Origin of the sequence: Paenibacillus xylanilyticus (assembly GCF_047246825.1) — a bacterium.
Classification (GTDB): Bacteria; Bacillota; Bacilli; order Paenibacillales; family Paenibacillaceae; genus Paenibacillus; species Paenibacillus xylanilyticus_B.
On record NZ_JBFOLB010000007.1, the window covers coordinates 70207 to 89789 of the forward strand.

Here is a 19583-nt window from a genome sequence, read left to right on the forward strand (position 1 = left end):
ATCTGGAATACGGTTATGTCTGACGACTCACCATTCCTTCTGATTCCCCGCTTATCGTATTCCCGAGGTTTCAATTCCTGCAGACTTAAAAAACAAAAAAGGCACCCGCTTCAGCGAGTGCCTCTGTTAACTACTATTGGATTAATGTCATGAATTAACGATACTCTGCCAACCGGTCATTCAGGCTGCGTGTCTGTCCATATACATCCTGATACAGCGCAAAGAGTCCATCATATACGGCTACTGTTTCCGGATTCGGTTTATAGGATTTTGCAGGGCGAATGAAGGCTGCCGCACAATCCTGCAAGGATGGGAACCAGCCACAGCCATACGCTGCAAGCATCGCCGCACCCATTGCCGGACCTTGTTCACTCTCCAGTTTCACAATGGTAGCGTTAAAGATATCTGCCTGCATTTGCAGCCAGGCTTCATTTTTGGCGCCGCCTCCGATGGAGATGACCTCATTGACCGTTTTACCTGCACCACGAAGAATATCGATCGATTCCCGCAGGGAGAAGGTGATTCCTTCCATCACTGCTCGCCCAAAGTGCTCAAGCTTATGCCCTGCATCCATGCCGATGAAGCTGCCGCGAATATTCGCATCTGGATGAGGCGTGCGCTCTCCAACAATATAAGGAGTGAACAACAGTCCGTTGCTGCCCGCCGGAATGGCGTCAATGCCCTGCAAGAGCACGTCAAACGATTTGTCCGCTGCAAACGTATCCTTAAACCAGGACAGGCTGTATCCTGCTGCAAGAGTTACACCCATGATATAGAAGGCATCCTTCTCCCCATGGTTAAAAAAGTGCACTTTCCCTTCGAAATCGAGATCTTTGCGTTCTTCGTAAGAAAGTACAACCCCGGACGTACCGATGCTGCACATCGTCTGTCCTTCACTCAGAATGCCCGCGCCGATGGCTCCGCACGCATTGTCCGCGCCGCCTGCGAATACTTTCGTTGCAGCCGCAAGACCCGTTTGATCTGCAATCTCCGGAAGCAATGTACCCACTTCCTCAAACGATTCCACGAGACGTGGACACAGCGAGATCGGCAGTTCAAAAGCTTCCGCAATCTCTGTGCTCCACTGTTTGCCTGCAACGTCCAGCAGTAATGTACCTGCTGCATCCGAATAATCCATGGCGTAATCTCCTGTCAGGCGATAACGAACATAGTCTTTCGGCAGAAGGAACAAGGATGCTTGCTGCAGCAGTTCCGGTTCATTCTCCTGTACCCACAATATTTTGGGCAGTGTAAAGCCTTCGAGGGCACGGTTCCGGGCGATGCTTAACAGTTTGCCATCCAGCACCTTCTCAATCCGTCGGCACTGGGCCGTTGTACGTGTATCGTTCCACAGAATGGCATTGCGCAGCGGTTTGCCCTCTGCATTCACCAGAACGAGTCCGTGCATTTGCCCGGAGAAACTCAGCCCCTCAATCTCCGAAGGCTGTACGCCGGAAACTTCCAGCAATTTGCGCAGGGAGACAATCGTCTGCTCTACCCAATCTTCCGGATTTTGCTCACTGTATCCAGCCTTGGGCTGGTGCAGCGGATATGCCTCGGATGCTTCAAATGCCACTTTTCCTTCACGGTTAACCAGTACGGTTTTGACCGCGCTTGTTCCCAGATCGACACCAATTACGTAACTCATGGGTTTGCTCCTTTCGTTTATAACAAGGTTGTATAAATGAAACCCTTATGCTCCTGTGTTCACTCCGTGATCAGAAAACCCTCGGCTCGCCGTTACCCCCAGATTTCCTTTATACCCTTTAGCAAGGGAGAAATCCGGGGATAAGCCTATGCTTCCGAAGCCAGCTTTCTTTCAGAAAGCTCTGAGCGAACGCTACCGCTTCCTCGGGTCCTTTCTGCTCACTTCGTTCTGCCTGCACCATCTTAGACAACCATTTATATCAAAACAGTAAAAACGTACTCGTTCTTATAGTGGAAAGATTGATCCAATGACCTTGATTAGTCATTGGTTATAAATGAAACCCTCATCAATTGAACATGTAACCACTTCGTGATCAGAAAACCTTCCGATCGCCGTTACCCCCGGATTTCCTTCATTCCCTTTTCCAAGGGAGAAATCCGGGGATAAATGCGAACGCTTCGCTTCTTCAGGTCCTTTCTGATCCCTTCGTTTAGCATACAAATTATTCATTCTATAAAAAATTTAAAAACCGCTTTGTTCGGGTATCAAAAAACCGCCCCTGCCTTCCCAGAGGAAAGACGGGGACGGTCCGAATGTCATGCTTGTTCAGGCGTTCCATGGTACAAGCTTGTTTACAACAGAGGCAGATGCTAATGCCCTGCCTCGTACATGTTTCTTCAGGTATTAGTCAGCCAGAATGTACTGGTTGAGTTTTGCTCTCAGCAATTCTTGACGTCCGGATTGGTTTTTGCGTGGGTTTTCGTTGTTCAACGCGTATTCTGCAAGGGAAGCCAGTGTAGCTTTACCTGCAACCACATCTGCACCAATACCTTCGCTGAAGCTGCTGTAACGTTTTTCGATGAAGTCATCGAATACACGGTCTTCGATCAATTTCGCAGCAACTTTCAGACCTTTCGCGTACGTATCCATACCTGCAATGTGAGCCAGGAACAGATCGTCTGCTTCGAAGGAACCACGGCGTACTTTGGCGTCAAAGTTCACGCCGCCGCGGCCGATACCACCGTTTTTCAATACTTCGTACATCGTCAATGTAGCGTCGTACATGTCCACTGGGAACTCGTCCGTATCCCAACCGATCAGCATATCGCCTTGGTTCGCATCGAGGGAACCGAGCATGCCATTTGTGCGGGCAACGCGGATTTCGTGGTCGAATGTGTGGCCAGCCAGAGTCGCATGGTTAGCTTCCAGGTTCAGTTTGAAGTGTTTGTCCAAACCGTATTTTTGCAGGAATGCAATCGAAGTTGCTGCATCATAGTCATATTGGTGTTTCGTTGGCTCTTTCGGTTTAGGCTCGATCAGGAATTGTGCATCAAAGCCAATTTCCTTCGCGTAGTCTACAGCCATGTGGAACATGCGGGCAATGTTGTCTTGCTCCAGTTGCATGTCTGTATTCAGCAATGTGTCGTAACCTTCACGACCGCCCCAGAATACATAGTTTTCAGCGCCCAGACGTTTACCCACTTCCAGACCTTTCTTGATTTGTGCTGCTGCATGCGCATACACGTCAGCGTTGCATGTGGAAGCTGCACCAAACATGAAGCGCGGGTTGGAGAACATGTTCGCCGTGTTCCAGAGCAGTTTTTTGCCGCTGGATTTCATGTGGTCTTCAATCAGGTCAACGATCGTGTCAATGTTGCTGTAGAACTCACGCAGGCTGTTGCCTTCTGGTGCGATGTCCACATCGTGGAAACAGAAGAACGGAAGATTCATTTTTTCCAAAAATTCAAAAGCCGCTTCCACGCGCACTTTCGCGAGGTCCAGACCGGAGTATTTATCCCAAGAACGAACAGCTGTCTCCGCACCGAACGGATCACTGCCTCCTGCTGTTAATGTATGCCAGTAAGCCATGCCGAAACGGAAGTGCTCTTCCATCGTTTTGCCGGCAACAACTTCTTCCGGATTATAATGTTTGAATGAAAAAGGATTGGTGGAGTCTTTGCCTTCAAACGCAATTTTATTAACGGATTCAAAATAGGCCATGTAAAATGCCTCCTCAATAGTTTTAAAGAAATCGTTTACACCGTTATCCTAACACATCGGTTATACTTTGTCTATTGGTTAAACAAAGTAAAATAAAAATGTTTTTTACGGGTTTGTTTACGCTATAATAGTCGAATAGCTTCGGCACGGGATGAATGATTGAACCCTTTTATATACAGAATAGGAGTGCCTGATCCATATGAAAATTACCGGAGACCAGATGCTGGTCAAGAAAATAAACAAGTCTATTGTCCTGGATACGATTCGCCGTCATGCCCCCCTCTCCCGCGCGCGGGTATCCGAGATTACGGGACTCAACAAAGCAACCGTATCCAACCTTGTTGCCGATCTGATCAGCGATGAGCTTGTACAGGAAATTGGTCCGGGTGAGTCCAGTGGCGGCCGCAAACCACTCATGCTGCTGTTTCGGGGAACGGCTGGATATGCGGTTGGTCTGGAGCTCAGCGTAAAGCACCTGAAGGGTGTTCTTACCGATTTGGAAGGCCATATTATTACGGAGTACGCCATGAAGCTGGAGCAGCACGATGTCCCTTCCGTATTGGCACAGTTGAAACTTGCAGCTGAACATCTGATTGAATCCGCCCCCCCTTCCCCGCATGGTGTGATTGGCATTGGCGTCGGAGTGCCTGGAATGGTGGATGAGGCCGGTACGGTCCTGTTTGCACCCAACCTGGGTTGGGAAAAGGTCGCTCTGCGCTCCATGCTGGAGGAGGCGTTCGAGCTTCCTGTTACGATTGATAACGAGGCTAATGCAGGGGCTCATGGGGAACTGAACTTCGGCAGCGGAATCGGTGTGCGTCACCTGATCTACATCAGTGCAGGCATGGGGATTGGATCAGGAATTATGGTGGATGGTGAATTATACAAAGGCGCCTGGGGCTACGCGGGCGAGACAGGACATATGTCGATTGAAGCGGAAGGCAGACCTTGTTCCTGCGGCAATCACGGCTGTTGGGAGCTGTATGCTTCCGAGAAAGCCTATGAGTACCCTGACCATCAGCTTCGTTTGCCTGCCCACACGACCCGGGAGCTGGTAGAATATGCACAACAAGGAAATGAAGCCGTACTGGAACTGTACGAGAACATTGGCCGCAAACTTGGGGTGGGCATCACAAATATCGTCAACAGCTTCAATCCTGAGCGCATCATTATTGGCGGGCCTCTCTCGGAAGCAGGTCCTTGGATTGAAACAGCTCTCAAACAAGTGGTCGAAGAACGAACTCTGCCCTATCACCGACGCAGTTTGCAGATTGAATGGGCCGCGCTGGGCAGCCGTTCTACACGTATTGGTGCCGCTTACTCAGCCATTTCCCAGTTTCTAGGTAAAATACGAGTTTCGGTCTAATAACCGAAGAAAATTGACATCATTTCGCCCCATTTCCTCCCTTTTTGTTAAAGAAATCCAGAGTTATAATGAGGATATGTGATTTTTGTCATGGCGGAATGATTGCCGCTGTGTTAATTCCTATAACGAAACGGAGTGAAAACCCGTGACCTACGTGGATACTTCAGATATCTCGGCGCAAATGTTTGTCACCGTACTCCTGTTCTTGATCGTGCTTGCGCCGCTGTTCAGCCTCGGCATACTTCGTTTGTTTCAGAGCAAAAAGAAGGCTGGCTTCATGTATATGCTGTCAGGCGTATTGGTGTATGTTGTTTTTCAGACGTTTATGAGCATCTTTTTTTAGATGGAATAACTGGATTAAATGATGAATCCCCTTCCGCAGCAACACGTAGAGCTCTTGTTACCATCTGCTCTTTGTTGCTGTGTAAGGGGATTTTCATGTCATCTATTTTCAATTATCAAGCTTACTACGTGTTGAGGAAACTGGGTTAATCCAAGTAAAAGAAGCCTCAGTCCTGTTCTGGACTAAGGCTTCTTTTATATTATATATTCAAACGGCTCGCGCGAACCGGAATAGCTTAATGCAGCTTGATTAAATCCCTGTATCGGGATAATTAAGCGTCCAGCGCTTTTGCGAATTGCGTTTTGTTCATCCCCAGGATGCGGTGTTCACCAATAACGGTCAGAGGTACTGCACGTACGCCCATATCCCATACTTGTTGTGCGAACTCGTCACTTGTCTCGATGTTGCGCTCTTCATAAGAGATTCCTTTTTCCGCCAGGAAAGTCTTAACTGATTTGCAGTTCGGGCAGTTGGTCGATGTGTATACAATTACGTTTTCCATTATTCATTCACCTCATATAGTTTATATATAGTATAGCGATTATTTAACCATTTAAACGAGTTACCTTACAGTGCTACTGCGCTATGCTCCAGGCTCTCGATGAATTTCTCTGCATCCATTGCAGCCATACAGCCGCTGCCTGCTGCTGTAATCGCTTGTTTGTAACGAGTGTCTTGAACGTCTCCACAAGCGAATACGCCTGGAATGTTCGTTTCGGAAGTACCTGGTGTGGTCATAATATACCCATGTTCGTCCGTTGTAATCTGTCCACCGAGGAAACCTGTGTTTGGCGTGTGACCGATCGCTACGAATACGCCGCTTGCCGGAATGATTTCTTCTTCACCCGTTGCGTTGTTCAACACTTTCAGTCCGGTTACCCCATTGTCGCCAGCAATGACTTCGATCGGTGTACGGTTCAGTGCCATTTCCACTTTTTCGTTGCTGCGTGCACGATCTTGCATGATTTTGGAGCCGCGCAGTTCTTCACGACGGTGTACCAGGGTTACTTTGGAACCGAAACGGGACAGGAAGCTTGCTTCTTCCAATGCAGAGTCGCCACCGCCGATGACGATGATCTCTTTGTTGCGGAAGAAGAATCCGTCACATGTTGCACAAGTGCTGACACCGCGGCCCACGTTTGTTTCTTCTCCAGGAATACCAAGGTACTTGGCAGATGCTCCAGTAGACAGGATCAATGTTTCCGATACCAGTTCACCCATGCCTTCAACCTGGATTTTGAACGGACGCTCACTCATATCGATGTTGTTTACCCAGCCTGTGCGGAATTCTGCACCAAAGCGTTCCGCTTGTTTACGCATGTTGTCCATGAGTTCAGGACCCATGATACCATCAGGGAAACCTGGGAAGTTCTCCACTTCAGTTGTTGTTGTCAGTTGACCACCAGGTTGTGGTCCTTCAATAACGAGTGGGTTAAGGTTGGCACGAGCCAGATAGATTGCTGCTGTCAGCCCTGCAGGGCCAGTTCCGATAATAATGGATTTATACATGTATAGTTCCTCCCCCGAGTTCTGCAAAAAGGCCGGGCTCACCGTCATCAAAAGCAAACGCCTTTGCATACACTAGATCGATAAGCCTAAATCATGTCCACAAGACCTGCCCGATATGACAATGGCCCTATGCAGAAATGGAATTCTAATTTATAATCATTCTAATCTGTTGTTCATTATGATCTCTTTTATGTACGGTGTCAATGCTCGGCAGCGATTATGAAGAAGTCTTCATCAGGAGGGAAAATGGAAGCATGAACGATGCAATCATTGGCAGCTTTATCTCAGCCATGTCTACCGGCCTTGGGGCCGTACCTATTCTATTTATGCGCAAAGTGACCCACCGTCTGCGCGATATCTTGCTTGCTTATGCAGCAGGCATCATGACCTCGGCTTCGGTGTACAATCTCATTCCCGAAGCGCTGGGACAGTCAAACCTGTTCGTACTTGCCTTTGGTATTATGCTCGGCAGCATGGTCTTGCTGGTACTCGAGATGAAGATTCCCCATGTGGATCTGGAAAATCCGGAGAAGATGCCTTTCAAAATTGAAGCCAAAGCCTTCATGATTATTGCAGCCATCACCATGCATAACCTGCCTGAAGGGTTATCCGTAGGCGTCAGTTATGCCAGTACCGATGCCAGCCTGGGTAATCTTATTGCCTTTTCCATCGGGCTGCAGAACGCTCCCGAAGGATTCCTGGTCGCTCTCTTCCTCGTGAATCAGAACATCGGCCGCTTCAAGGCACTTGGTATTGCTACCCTGACAGGCGCGGTTGAAATTATCACAGCCATGATTGGTTACACGCTCAGCAGTCTTGTGGCTGGCCTCGTACCCTATGGACTCGCGTTTGCGGCGGGTGCGATGATGTTCATTGTTTACAAAGAGCTAATTCCCGAAAGTCACGGGGACGGCAACGCACGTGTGGCTACTGTTTCATTTTTGCTTGGACTGATCACCATGATCGGGTTGACTGAACTATTCTAAGCAAACCTTTTTTTAGAAAATAAATGTAAAACGAAAAGAACCTGAGGACAGATCAACTCTGCCCTTCAGGTTCTTTTTTTGGTCACAAATGAAGATTCCATGAAATTACTGGTAGCCTTTGTAAGGTTGCTGAATACGTCCATCAGGATGGATTAGTACTGATTCCACTCAGGTTCACTTTCAGACTATTAACGCAACAATCTTAGACCATTCAGAATAACCAGAATTGTACTGCCTTCATGGCCAACAACTCCTAGTGGCAATGCCACACCTTGCAGAAAGTTTCCTGCAACCAGAGCCATTATAACCGTAATCGCAAAAAACATATTCTGCTTCACGGTCCGTTGAGCCCTGCGTGCCTGCCCAATGGCCCAAGCAATTTCTTCGATATTATCATTCATCAGCACCACATCTGCCACTTCCAGCGCCGTACCGCTACCAGACATACCCATTCCCATACCCACGGTAGCCGCAGCAAGTGCAGGTGCGTCATTGACGCCATCACCAACCATGAGCACCTGCCCATATTGTTTACGCAATGCCTGTACCTGCTTCACTTTGCCTTCAGGCAGCAAATCGGCGTAGACGAGGCTTACTCCTGTTTCTTGTGCAATCACGGCTGCGGGCTTCGCTCGGTCACCTGTCAGCATGGCCACTTTCACGCCCAGTTCTTCCAGCTTCTTCACCGCCGCTGCGGCCTGTGGCCGAATCGTATCCCGCATGGCAATTAGACCAGCGAATTCACCATCAGCCATGACTACAGATACCGTTTTGCCTTCACTCTCAAGACGGGCACGTTCCGCATCCCAAGTTGAATTGGTACCCGCATGCATTTCGTTTGATTTACCAATACTCCATAGAACACCGTGCACGTTCCCTTCAATTCCCCATCCCGTTAGTGTTTGTACCTGCTCGGCATCTTGAATTGCAAGGCCTTCACGGGCTGCCTGATCGACAATGGCACGAGCCAGCGGATGCATGGACAGATTTTCAATCGCCGCAACTGCAGACAGCATTTTTACCCGATCCATGCCTGCGGCCGTTAAAATATCTGTGACTTGGGGTGTGCCCAAGGTCAATGTTCCTGTTTTATCAAAAGCCACCACCCGGGTTTGAGCCATGTTCTCCACATGGGCCCCACCCTTGAACAATATGCCACGACGAGCACTGCTGGACATTGCAGACAGCATGACCGGCATGATCGAAGAAACCAGCGCACAAGGTGAAGCCACAACTAGAAAGACCATCGCCTTATAAAAGGCCTCACTCCAAGTCCATCCAAACAATAAGGGAGTTCCTGCGATAACCAGCACAGTCGCCCCGACAACTATCCGTGCGTAGATCCCTTCAAATCGCTCAATAAAACGCTGGGAGTCCGGTACTTCGGCCTGTGCCTCTTCCACCAATTTAATGATTTTGCCAAACAGTGAACCTTCAGCCGATTTGGTTACCTCTACGTACAAAGCCCCCTCCCCGTTTACTGTGCCTGCATACACTTTGTCACCTTCAGCTTTATCCACAGGCAGGGATTCTCCTGTAATGGAGGCCTGATTAATGAATGAACTCCCGCGGTACACGATACCGTCAGCGGGAATTAACTCGCCCGGTTTAACCAGCAGCAGATCGCCAGGCACCAGTTCATCGATGGCGACAAGATTCATCTTCCCATCCTCAATGCGCAGTGCCGCCTCCGGCTTGAGTGCCAGCAGCGATGAAATATCCTTATGACTCCGTTCTGTCGCATAACTTTCCAGTGCACCACTTAATGCAAAAATGAAGATCAGCATCGCACCTTCATTCCAGTACCCGATGGCTGCTGCACCCAGTGATGCAGCGATCATAAGCAGATTCACATCCAGATCACGGTCCTTGACCAGTGTCTCGATGCCCTCTTTCGCCTTGGTCCATCCCCCCAGTGCATAAGACACAATGTACAGCATGACGGATAATGTGTTGAAATACGGTGACGTTCCCCATGCGATAAGCATTAACAATCCGCTGCCGAGAGCCGCCTGCATCTCCTTATTCCGAAGCATGGCCCGAAAGTTCGGTCTGCGTCCACGGTTTGGATTAGGTGAATGTACGGAGCGCTGTTCCGCTTTTGCCTGGGTTTGTAAAGGTTGATGTATTGCTTGCATGTGAATCACAATCCTTTCTTCGTTTCATGGATATCATTGGTGTCGTATTGAGAATGAGAGCCATTGTTAATGCCCTAAAAATGACACATGCTGCTGCGGGAATCCCGCAGCAGCATGGTTTTTGAATGAGAATGATAATCATTTTTGTACTTATGCAATTATGTTTACCCAATACAACTTTGGCTTTATTATATGCCTCGGCCTGACGTTTGTAAATGGGCATTTTCCAATCGTTCGATAGAACGACAAAAAAACCGCCTGTCCCTGAGGACGGCGGCTGTTGAAGTATTTATCTGATTACACGCCAACACTTGCTCCCTGACTTGCCTTGATGGCCTGTTCCAGATCATACAATATATCCTGAATATTCTCCGTACCCACAGACAAACGAATCAGTTCAGGATTAACCCCTGCGGCTGTCTGCTCATCTTCCGTCAGCTGCTGATGCGTTGTACTTGCCGGGTGAATGATCAGTGACTTGGAGTCACCCACATTCGCCAGGTGAGAGAACAGTTTTACACTTTCGATCAGCTTGCGCCCTGCATCTACGCCGCCTTTAATCCCAAATGTCAGAATTGCCCCCTGCCCTCTAGGCAGATACTTCTGTGCGAGTTCATATGAGGCATGACTCGGTAGACCCGCATAGCTCACCCACAGAACATCCTCGTGTTTCTCCAGATATTCCGCAACAGCCAGTGCATTGCTGCTATGACGTTCCACTCGCAGATGCAGCGTCTCCAGTCCTTGCAGCAGCAGCCATGAATTAAATGGTGAGATGGTTGCGCCCAAGTCGCGCAGCAGTTGTACCCGAGCTTTGATAATATACGCAATTGGGCCAACGGCTTCAGTGTATACTACACCATGGTAAGAGGCATCCGGTTCGGTCAGACCCGGGAACTTGCCACTTGCTTTCCAATCGAATTTTCCACTATCGACAATCACGCCTCCAATGGATGTACCGTGACCGCCAATAAATTTCGTCGCCGAGTGAACCACAATATCCGCACCATGTTCAATGGGACGAAGCAAGTACGGGCTTGGGAAGGTGTTATCCACGATCAGAGGAATGCCATGTTCATGAGCGATGGCTGCCACCGCTTCAATGTCCAGGACATTTCCCTGCGGATTCCCGATCGTTTCCGCATATAATGCTTTCGTTTTCTCTGTAATGGCCGCCCGGAAATTTTCCGGATTACTGGAATCAACGAATTTTACATCAAGGCCCAGTTTCGGCAGCGTTGTCGAGAACAAATTATACGTACCACCATACAAGCTCGCTGAGGATACAATTTCATCCCCTGCACCTGCAATATTGAGGAGAGAAAACGTGATGGCTGCCTGACCGGAAGCTGTAGCCAGTGCCCCTGCTCCTCCTTCCAACGCCGCTATACGTTGTTCAAACACATCAGTTGTCGGATTCATCAGACGGGTATAGATGTTGCCAAACTCTTTCAAACCAAACAGATTGGCAGCATGTTCTGTGTCCTTGAAACCATAGGATGTAGTCTGGTACAAAGGTACAGCACGTGCATGGGTCGTCGGATCAATTTCCTGGCCTGCATGAATTGCCAATGTTTCAAATGAAAGCTCACGTTCGTTTGACATAAATCTGAATCCTCCCTTGGCTTATACGTTTCAAGATCCTGATGTCCTCACATGGTGGCGTATGTTTTCCATATTCTCTCACAAGATGTCGTGTTTGAAAAGAATTATTTCCGATTTATCCGATGAGAAATATTTTATATGGTTGATTCACAAGCTCATACCAAAAAACCTTTGCACGGGCAAAGGTTTCCTGGCTACTTAAATATCTGCAGACATCAGCTTATCCTGAGCCTATCCCTATACCCGCACACCATTCCATACTTCACGCAAATGTTTGGCCGCAGGCACAGCTTCTTCTGCCGTTACGCCCTCAAGTGAAATATCGATATGCGGTTTATAGGTTTTTAACAACTCAAAAAATAACGGGTAATCCAATATGCCTGCTCCTGGCACAGGATTAATCTTCTCGCCCTGTGCATTGAAGGCCACATCCTTCGCATGAATGACAATGATTCGCTGGTATAGGCTCTCCATCACATCACGCAGGAAAGCTCCTTGATCAGCGATATGGGGCTGCTTGATCAAATTGCATGGATCAAACAGCATGCCCAGATTGGAGGACGGAATCTCTTCAAACAAACGGGTCATATGTTCACGTGTATGAAGTGTATGTGTAGACACTGGCTCAATGGCCGCATGCACACCCCATTTTTCAGCTTCCTCCGTGATTTCCTCCAACGTTTCCCGCAGCACTGTCCAAGCTTTTTCTTCATACCCATCGGGATGAGTGGCTTGGTATGTGTCCAATCCTCCCGTTTCGGTCGCTACCATGCTGCAACCGAAATCCCGGGCATAACGCAGATGTTCTTTGAACCGTTCAATATCTGCACGTCTGCGTGCAGCATCCGGATCGATCGGGTTAATATAACAGCCCAATACAGCAATCTTAACTCCGCGCCTTGCAAATTGATCCCCGATTTCATTCGCCAGTCCGGGGCTCAGTTTGCCATTAGCCGAGTCCACATCAGATAAGGCTTTGGCAAGTGCCAGCTGTACTGAATTGAATCCGTGATCTGCAACCGTTTGCGCTAGCTGCGCTGTAGGCTGCTGGCCAAACGTATGTGCCAGAATACCAAGTTTCATGTCACTGCCTCCTTAGCATTTGATAGCAGAACAGATTAACGAGCCATCCAGCCGCCATCCACATTCAGTACATGACCATTCAAATAGTCCGAAGCCGCTGATGCAAGAAAAACCACCGGACCTTTCAGATCTTCTGGGGTTCCCCATCGTCCTGCCGGAATGCGTGCTGTAATATCCCGATAACGGTTTTCATCCGCACGAATCTGAGTGGTATTATCCGTCTCCATATAACCTGGTGCAATACCGTTAATTTGTACACCCTTGCCTGCCCACTCATTGGCAAGTGCTTTGGTTAAGCCTGCAACGCCATGTTTACTGGCCGTATAACCTGGTACGTTTATGCCGCCCTGATAGGACAGCATGGATGCGATATTGATAATTTTGCCGCTGCCGCGCTCAATCATATGTCTGCCCGCCAGTTGGCTCAGGAAAAATACCGTGTTCAGGTTAAGGCCAATTACATCGTGCCAGTCCTGTTGTCCGTGGTCAGCTGCAGGCGTGCGGCGAATGATTCCGGCATTGTTAACGAGAATATCAATTCTCCCCTGAAAAGCTAACGCCTTTTCAAATACCGCTGGCAATTCATCTTCACGACTTAAATCGGCTTCAATGATATATGCTTTGCGCCCGAGAGCTTCAATCGCACTTGCTGTTTCTGAAGGCTTTGAATAGGAAACGAGTACCACGTCGGCCCCGGCTTCAGCCAGGCCAATAGCCATTCCCTGTCCCAAACCGCCGGACGTGCCGGTTACAAGAGCAACTTGTCCGCTTAGATCAAATGGATTCATGAATGATTCCTCCGCATGTTATGAGATGCAAACCTATAAGTGATGCAAATCAACTTTTTTTGCTTATGCTTAGCTATTCAGGCATCAAGTGCGTCTGTGCATTTAGCTTTGATAATCGACTTTGACTCCGATTTGGTTATACAGTTCTGCTGTCTCCTCATCCAGATGACTGTCACTGATAATGCAATCCAGCTCCGAGCAGTGTGCAAAGGTCCGAAGCGCAAATTGTCCGAATTTATAATGGTCGACAACGCCGAAGACCTGCTGAGAGGCAGAGATCATTGCCTTTTTCAGTGGAACCAGATCACCTGTGTATATGGATAGGCCGAACTCCGGATGTAATGCTGTGGTCGAGATAAATGCTTTATGAATGTTAAGACTGGAAATGAAAGATGCCGTGTCCTCACCCACCAGCATATTACGGACTCTTGCTCCTCCGGGCACGACCAGTCGCACCTGCTCCTTTTTGGTCAGCTCCGCGATAATGAAAAGATCATTGGTTACGACAGTGAGCGGCTGATTGTCGAGCCGCTTCGCCATTTCCAGTGTTGTGCTCCCTCCGTCCAGTGCAATGATTTCATGGGGACGTATATAAGCGAGCGCACGCTCGGCGATTTCCGTTTTCTCCGAATGATGCTTCTCTGTGGCTCCACGACTCGTGAGAATGCCATACTGGTCATTCTGAGCCAGCATGGCACCACCATGGACACGTACTAGCAATCCCATCGCTTCCAGTTTGTCGAGATCCTCCCGAACGGTCTTACCCGTTACCTGCAGCAGTTCGCTCAGATCATTGACGGTCACTTCTTGGCGCTCCAGCAGAGCCTCCATAATCTTTTCATGTCTTTTCAATGGATTCATGCAATCAACTTCCTGTTTCTTTGGAATTTACGCGTTTATTTCAGGTCTTTCATCGCCACGCCGTCCATATCCTCGAACGTTTGGTTTTCACCAGCCATTGCCCAACAGAACGTATAGCTGCTTGTGCCAACGCCACTGTGGATGGACCAGCTTGGAGAGATGATCGCCTGACGGTCACGCACAACCAGATGCCGGGTCTCATTCGGTTCACCCATCATATGGAATACCACACCGTCTTCCGGCAGGTTGAAATACAAGTATACTTCGGAACGACGATTGTGGGTATGTGCAGGCATCGTGTTCCACATGTTACCCTTATCGAGCTCCGTAATACCCATTACCAGCTGACAGCTCTGAATTCCGCCCTCACCCTGATGAATGTAGCGATAAATGGTCCGTTCATTCGAGCTTTCAATACTGCCCAGATGGTTCGGCTGAGCCTGTTCCTGGGTTGCCTTCTGTGTAGGATAAGCATGATGTGCCGGTGTAGATACAAAGTAAAACTGAGCCGGTTGATCGTTTCCATTACTTTTGAACACGACCTCTTTGACACCTTTTCCGATATAAAGACATTCTTTGGCCCCAATCTCATAACCCTGACCATCCGCAGTAACGGTTCCGTGGCCTCCAACATTAATGATACCGATTTCACGACGCTCCAGAAAAAAGTTCGTACCGATATCCTTCAGGTTTACTTCAAGCGCAATGTCTTTGCTCTGTGGTACGGCCGTTCCTACGATATAACGATCCACATGGGAATATACAGTCACCAGTTCATCTGTCGCGAACAGCTGCTCCATCAAAAACTCCTCACGCAGACGGGACGTATCATAATTTTTCACTTCATTCGGGTGTGCAGCATAACGATTTTGCATCATTAATCCATTCCCTTCGTCATTTGAATGATGTTGATTAATTTTTAGATAAGGTTCATATAAGTTCATTTTAGTTCATTTTGTATCTTTTGTGTACCTCTTTTTAAATAAAAGATCGTTTAATTCCGGTTTATTTTGACGCTGCTTATTCTGGATAAAACAAAAAGAGGATCTCCACAGTCTGCAGTGCAGACCGGGAGATCCTCTTTATTCAAACCTTAATGTGCAACGGCATTGTTCAGCATGATCCAGATCGAACCAATAACGATGGTCATCATGATCAACAGACCGAAAATCAAAGCCATGACATTCCAGCGTGGTTTTCCTGTTTCACGAATATGCATGAAGAAGAAGAGTTGAACCACAAACTGAAGTGCAGCCGTTACGAGAATTACAACCATTGTTCCTGTTCTGCCCATCATGTCGTTCAGTACAACCACCAACGGAATGATTGTGAGGACGATGGACAGAATGAAGCCGATGACATAGGACTTCATTGAACCATGCTGTTCGTGAGCATGGGAATCATGTGAGTTATGCTCTGCCATCTACATCACCCCCATCAGATAAACGATCGACAGGAGGAAGATCCAGACGACGTCCAAGAAGTGCCAGTACAAGCTGATTACGTTGATTTTACCGCGAGTAACATCGGTAATACCACGTTTTTTCAGTTGGAACATCAGTCCGATCATCCAGATCAGACCCAGCGATACGTGAAGTCCGTGAGTTCCCACGAGGGTGAAGAATGCGCCGGAAGCAGCACTTGTAGTGTAGCTGAACCCTTCGTGAATCATCTCAACAAACTCCGTTACTTCGAGTGCGATAAACGCTGCACCGAGAACGGCTGTAACTGCCAGCCAGCTAATCAGTTGCTTCACTTTACCTTGGTTCATCGCAAGCACTGCAAGTCCACTTGTAAATGAACTTGTGAGCAAGATAAATGTCTCGGCAATAACGCCAGGCATTTTGATCAATTCAGACAATATAGGTCCACCCGCCGTATTGTCACGCAACACAATAAAGGTTGCGAACAATACGGAGAACAGGATAACGTCGGAAATCAGGAAAAACCAGAAACCGAGCAATTTCAATTCTTGTGGATCATGGTGACCATGGTCGTGACCGTGATCGTGACCATGCTTAGCGGCTGCTTGAGCCATTATACCGACCCCCTTAACGACGCTTCGGTACGCTTAATTTCGTCGACCGGAATGTAATAGTCCGTGTCGTATGAGAATGAACGAGCGATCATGCAGATCCCTACGCCAGCGAGTCCGAGAATCGCCATCCACAGCCATCCGAATACAAAGCCGAAGCCGGCGATGAACCAGAAGACGGACATGATAAACGGAATTGCGGAGTTCTTAGGCATATGAATCGGCTCAAGCGGCTGTTCTGGTGGATAGATGCCTTTGGCACGACGTTCTTTCTCTTCCCACCACTCATCAATATCATCTCCGCGCGGTGTAATGGCGAAGTTGTACTCAGGAGCTGGTGAAGGAATCGACCACTCGAGTGTACGACCATCCCATGGATCGCCGGATGCTTTGAGCGTTTTGTATTTGCGAATACCGTCTGCAATTTGTGCAACCTGGAACAGGAACCCGACACCCATCAGGAATGCCCCGATTGTGGATACAAAGTTCAGTTCCCACCAGCCGGTATCCCAGCCGTAGGTGCTCAGACGACGTGTCATACCCATCAGACCTACAGCGTACTGCGGCATGAAGCAGACATAGAAACCAATATTCCAAGTCCAGAAAGCCCATTTGCCCAGTTTCTCTTCAAGTTGGAAACCGAACATTTTTGGCCACCAGTAGTACAGACCCGCGAAGTATCCGAATACTACACCACCGATCAATACTTGGTGGAAGTGGGCAATCAGGAAGTAACTGTTGTGGAACTGGAAGTCAGCAGGTGCAACGGACAGCAGAACCCCCGTCATACCACCGACGATAAAGCATGGAATAAATGCGATTGTCCATAACATCGGGGTGGCCATGCGAATCCGTCCACGATACATCGTAAACAGCCAGTTGAAGATTTTAACCCCTGTCGGAATCGCAATCAACATCGTTGTTACAGCGAAGAAGGCATTAACATCCGCTCCCGAACCCATCGTGAAGAAGTGATGCGCCCATGTGAAGAAGGACAGGAAGCTAATGATTAACATCGCAAATACCATCGATTTGTAACCAAACAATTTTTTCTTCGAGAAGGTACTTACAATCTCGGAGAACACACCGAATGCCGGCAAGACTACAATGTATACCTCAGGGTGACCCCACATCCAGATCAAGTTAATATACATCATCGGGTTACCGCCCAAATCAAGCGTGAAGAAATGCGCCCCGCCGAATCGATCCAGGAAGAGCAATGCAAGTGTCACAGTCAAGATTGGGAATGCAAACAAGATGATAATACAAGTGGAGAATACCGACCATGTAAACATCGGCATTTTCATCCATCTCATGCCTGGCGCACGCATTTTAATGATGGTAACCAGGAAGTTGATACCGGTAGCCAGGGAACCGATACCCGATATCTGTATACCCCATATATAGAAGTTCTGCCCTACCCCCGGACTGTGTGACAGCTCCGATAGAGGCGGGTAACTCAGCCATCCTGCATCAGGTGAACCACCGATAACGAAGGACAGGTTAAACAGCATCGCTCCCAGGAAGAATAACCAGAAGCTTAGTGCATTCAGGAACGGAAATGCGACGTCCCTTGCCCCTATTTGAAGAGGCACAATTACGTTAAACAAACCGAACATAAACGGCATCGCCATGAACAGGATCATGATGGTACCGTGAGTCGTAAAGACTTGGTTATAATGTTCAGGATGCAAGAAATCCATGTTAGGCATAGCTAGCTGAAGACGCATCATCAGCGCATCGACACCACCACGGAACAACATGATGATGGAAGCAATGATATACATAATACCGATCTTTTTATGATCGACGGTTGTTAACCAGTTACGCCAGAGCCAGCCCCATTTTTTGAAATAAGTCAGCACCGCTACGATGGTAATCATCGTAATCCCGATGGCCACGTCCGCACCATAAATCAGCGGGTCACCGGTAACGAAAAACTCCGATGCAAACTCCTTAAGTCTCTCTAACATTGGGGGCCTCCTTTCGAATCTTTAGTTAGCACTCTTGTCCACTTCAGTGGACACATTTTTTGAGGCGCCTGAAGCTTCTTCCGAAGTTCCATGATTATGAGCGCCTGAACCCTCGACAACATACTTGGTCACAATGTCTTGGAACAATCCTTCAGGGAAGGAAGAATAATAAGCGACATTGCTTGTTCCCGGTTCCGCCAATGTGTTATACGTCTCTTGTGTCAGCGGCTGGGATTGTAGTTTCACTTCATCTACCCATTGTTTGAATTCTTCATCTGATGTTGCATTGACGTCGAAACGCATTTGGGCAAAATGTTCACCAGTAAAGTTGGCACCTGAACCGAAGTAAGTTCCTTCGTGATCAGCTTGCAAATACAAGGTCATCGCCATACCCGACATCGTATAAATTTGTCCACCAAGCTGCGGAATCCAGAACGAGTTCATCGGTGAATCCGCAGTAAGCTCAAATTTCACGGGCCGGTCTGCCGGAATATTCAACGTATTGACCGTTGCAATGCCTTGCTCAGGATACATAAACAACCATTTCCAGTCCAGTGAAGATACTTGAATGGTAATGGGTTCTTTCTCAGAAGCCAGCGGCTTCGAAGGTTCCAAATCATAGGTATAGCGTACAGTTACAATTGCAAGCAAACCAATGATAACAATTGGAACCGTCCACCAGATAGCCTCAGCTTTGGTACTATGAGCCCAGTTCGGCTCATAAGCAGCTTTATTGTCCGGCTTGTCGCGGTAACGCCAAACGATTACAGCAGACAAAATCAACACAGGCACGATAACGATCGCACAAAGAATCGTCGAAATGACAATCAAATCTCTCTGCGAGGCGCCAATAGGTCCCTTCGGATCCAGAACAACGTACTGCCCGCCTGCCAGCATTGGCCAGACAATCAATGCAATTGTAACCAACGTCAGGACAACCGGAATAATAATCCGGGCTAGCGACCTAGGTTTCTTGTTCATCTTGATCCCCTCTCCTTAAATTCGCTCATACTGAAAAATCAGTATACTACTCTCTTCCTTCTAAAGATATCAGAAATGAGCAACTTTTTTGTTCTTGTTAACAAATTTGTCGATTTTACACCTTAAATGTGTGAATTTTTTCTCACAAATCGCTTGCACACTTGATATTTCTCCATTGTAATCATTACACTTCGAGTCACAAAATAAAACCCTTTGCAGTCCCGTTGAATAGTATCAACGAATCCACAAAGGGCTTTATTGACTGG

17 protein-coding genes are annotated in these 19583 nt (G+C 48.0%); 3 read left to right on the forward strand and 14 right to left on the reverse strand.

The window, feature by feature from the left end:
• Positions 1 to 154: 154 nt before the first annotated feature.
• Together xylB and xylA are read right to left on the reverse strand one after the other, a co-directional pair.
• Positions 155 to 1648 (reverse strand): xylulokinase, encoded by a 1494-nt coding sequence (gene xylB / locus AB3N00_RS26675; protein ID WP_413037274.1) that lies wholly within the window; start codon positions 1646 to 1648, stop codon positions 155 to 157.
• A gap of 684 nt (positions 1649 to 2332) precedes the next feature.
• The gene (gene xylA, locus AB3N00_RS26680; protein ID WP_175395306.1) at positions 2333 to 3649 is read right to left on the reverse strand and encodes a xylose isomerase; all 1317 of its coding nucleotides are present in this window, start codon (positions 3647 to 3649) and stop codon (positions 2333 to 2335) included.
• A gap of 199 nt (positions 3650 to 3848) precedes the next feature.
• Between xylA and AB3N00_RS26685 the strand changes: the two genes are divergently transcribed.
• Together AB3N00_RS26685 and AB3N00_RS26690 are read left to right on the forward strand one after the other, a co-directional pair.
• Entirely contained in the window at positions 3849 to 5015 is a 1167-nt protein-coding gene (locus tag AB3N00_RS26685) for an ROK family protein (protein ID WP_413037275.1), read from the forward strand.
• A gap of 145 nt (positions 5016 to 5160) precedes the next feature.
• The gene (locus AB3N00_RS26690; protein ID WP_053779005.1) at positions 5161 to 5358 is read left to right on the forward strand and encodes a hypothetical protein; all 198 of its coding nucleotides are present in this window, start codon (positions 5161 to 5163) and stop codon (positions 5356 to 5358) included.
• A 271-nt stretch (positions 5359 to 5629) separates the two neighbouring features.
• Here AB3N00_RS26690 and AB3N00_RS26695 read toward each other — a convergent pair whose 3' ends face one another.
• Together AB3N00_RS26695 and trxB are read right to left on the reverse strand one after the other, a co-directional pair.
• The gene (locus AB3N00_RS26695) at positions 5630 to 5860 is read right to left on the reverse strand and encodes a glutaredoxin family protein (RefSeq protein ID WP_095361761.1); all 231 of its coding nucleotides are present in this window, start codon (positions 5858 to 5860) and stop codon (positions 5630 to 5632) included.
• Positions 5861 to 5925: 65 nt separating this feature from the next.
• Positions 5926 to 6867 carry a thioredoxin-disulfide reductase gene (trxB, locus tag AB3N00_RS26700; protein ID WP_175395304.1) on the reverse strand — a complete coding sequence of 314 codons (942 nt, stop codon included), beginning with the start codon at positions 6865 to 6867 and terminating at the stop codon, positions 5926 to 5928.
• 254 nt (positions 6868 to 7121) lie between these two features.
• Here trxB and AB3N00_RS26705 point away from each other — a divergent pair, with 254 nt between their 5' ends.
• A complete protein-coding gene (locus AB3N00_RS26705) occupies positions 7122 to 7853 on the forward strand; it encodes a ZIP family metal transporter (protein ID WP_175395303.1) in 732 nt (243 codons plus the stop codon).
• Positions 7854 to 8041: 188 nt separating this feature from the next.
• Here AB3N00_RS26705 and AB3N00_RS26710 read toward each other — a convergent pair whose 3' ends face one another.
• The 10 genes from AB3N00_RS26710 to cyoA all read right to left on the reverse strand — a co-directional run bounded on the left by AB3N00_RS26710 (position 8042) and on the right by cyoA (position 19317).
• The gene (locus AB3N00_RS26710) at positions 8042 to 9991 is read right to left on the reverse strand and encodes a heavy metal translocating P-type ATPase (RefSeq protein ID WP_413037276.1); all 1950 of its coding nucleotides are present in this window, start codon (positions 9989 to 9991) and stop codon (positions 8042 to 8044) included.
• 297 nt (positions 9992 to 10288) lie between these two features.
• Entirely contained in the window at positions 10289 to 11596 is a 1308-nt protein-coding gene (locus AB3N00_RS26715) for a homocysteine synthase (protein ID WP_413037277.1), read from the reverse strand.
• 237 nt (positions 11597 to 11833) lie between these two features.
• On the reverse strand, positions 11834 to 12679 hold the full coding sequence (locus tag AB3N00_RS26720) for a sugar phosphate isomerase/epimerase family protein (protein WP_413037278.1): 846 nt from the start codon (positions 12677 to 12679) through the stop codon (positions 11834 to 11836).
• 35 nt (positions 12680 to 12714) lie between these two features.
• Positions 12715 to 13467: a 2-dehydro-3-deoxy-D-gluconate 5-dehydrogenase KduD gene (kduD, locus tag AB3N00_RS26725; protein WP_175395299.1), complete on the reverse strand. Its 753-nt coding sequence runs from the start codon at positions 13465 to 13467 to the stop codon at positions 12715 to 12717.
• A gap of 102 nt (positions 13468 to 13569) precedes the next feature.
• A complete protein-coding gene (locus AB3N00_RS26730) occupies positions 13570 to 14328 on the reverse strand; it encodes a DeoR/GlpR family DNA-binding transcription regulator (RefSeq protein ID WP_413037279.1) in 759 nt (252 codons plus the stop codon).
• 35 nt (positions 14329 to 14363) lie between these two features.
• Complete coding sequence (gene kduI / locus AB3N00_RS26735; RefSeq protein ID WP_413037363.1) at positions 14364 to 15203, reverse strand: 5-dehydro-4-deoxy-D-glucuronate isomerase; 840 nt, start codon at positions 15201 to 15203, stop codon at positions 14364 to 14366.
• Positions 15204 to 15421: 218 nt separating this feature from the next.
• Positions 15422 to 15751: a cytochrome o ubiquinol oxidase subunit IV gene (gene cyoD, locus AB3N00_RS26740; RefSeq protein ID WP_413037280.1), complete on the reverse strand. Its 330-nt coding sequence runs from the start codon at positions 15749 to 15751 to the stop codon at positions 15422 to 15424.
• Complete coding sequence (gene cyoC, locus AB3N00_RS26745) at positions 15752 to 16366, reverse strand: cytochrome o ubiquinol oxidase subunit III (protein WP_095292385.1); 615 nt, start codon at positions 16364 to 16366, stop codon at positions 15752 to 15754.
• Positions 16366 to 18336, reverse strand: a complete 1971-nt coding sequence (locus tag AB3N00_RS26750) for a cbb3-type cytochrome c oxidase subunit I (RefSeq protein ID WP_413037281.1) — start codon at positions 18334 to 18336, stop codon at positions 16366 to 16368. Before AB3N00_RS26750 ends, cyoC begins: the two co-directional genes overlap by 1 nt.
• Positions 18337 to 18357: 21 nt before the next feature.
• A complete protein-coding gene (gene cyoA / locus AB3N00_RS26755) occupies positions 18358 to 19317 on the reverse strand; it encodes a ubiquinol oxidase subunit II (RefSeq protein ID WP_413037282.1) in 960 nt (319 codons plus the stop codon).
• Positions 19318 to 19583 lie beyond the last annotated feature (266 nt).

Coding starts and splice junctions, on each gene's coding strand:
- AB3N00_RS26720 (WP_413037278.1), bottom strand. CDS start 12,679: ATGAAACTTGGTATTCTGGCACATACGTTTGGCCAGCAGCCTACAGCG.
- trxB (WP_175395304.1), bottom strand. CDS start 6,867: ATGTATAAATCCATTATTATCGGAACTGGCCCTGCAGGGCTGACAGCA.
- AB3N00_RS26750 (WP_413037281.1), bottom strand. CDS start 18,336: ATGTTAGAGAGACTTAAGGAGTTTGCATCGGAGTTTTTCGTTACCGGT.
- kduD (WP_175395299.1), bottom strand. CDS start 13,467: ATGAATCCATTTGATCTAAGCGGACAAGTTGCTCTTGTAACCGGCACG.
- AB3N00_RS26695 (WP_095361761.1), bottom strand. CDS start 5,860: ATGGAAAACGTAATTGTATACACATCGACCAACTGCCCGAACTGCAAA.
- cyoA (WP_413037282.1), bottom strand. CDS start 19,317: ATGAACAAGAAACCTAGGTCGCTAGCCCGGATTATTATTCCGGTTGTC.
- cyoD (WP_413037280.1), bottom strand. CDS start 15,751: ATGGCAGAGCATAACTCACATGATTCCCATGCTCACGAACAGCATGGT.
- AB3N00_RS26710 (WP_413037276.1), bottom strand. CDS start 9,991: ATGCAAGCAATACATCAACCTTTACAAACCCAGGCAAAAGCGGAACAG.
- xylA (WP_175395306.1), bottom strand. CDS start 3,649: ATGGCCTATTTTGAATCCGTTAATAAAATTGCGTTTGAAGGCAAAGAC.
- AB3N00_RS26705 (WP_175395303.1), top strand. CDS start 7,122: ATGAACGATGCAATCATTGGCAGCTTTATCTCAGCCATGTCTACCGGC.
- AB3N00_RS26730 (WP_413037279.1), bottom strand. CDS start 14,328: ATGAATCCATTGAAAAGACATGAAAAGATTATGGAGGCTCTGCTGGAG.
- xylB (WP_413037274.1), bottom strand. CDS start 1,648: ATGAGTTACGTAATTGGTGTCGATCTGGGAACAAGCGCGGTCAAAACC.
- AB3N00_RS26685 (WP_413037275.1), top strand. CDS start 3,849: ATGAAAATTACCGGAGACCAGATGCTGGTCAAGAAAATAAACAAGTCT.
- kduI (WP_413037363.1), bottom strand. CDS start 15,203: ATGCAAAATCGTTATGCTGCACACCCGAATGAAGTGAAAAATTATGAT.
- cyoC (WP_095292385.1), bottom strand. CDS start 16,366: ATGGCTCAAGCAGCCGCTAAGCATGGTCACGATCACGGTCACGACCAT.
- AB3N00_RS26715 (WP_413037277.1), bottom strand. CDS start 11,596: ATGTCAAACGAACGTGAGCTTTCATTTGAAACATTGGCAATTCATGCA.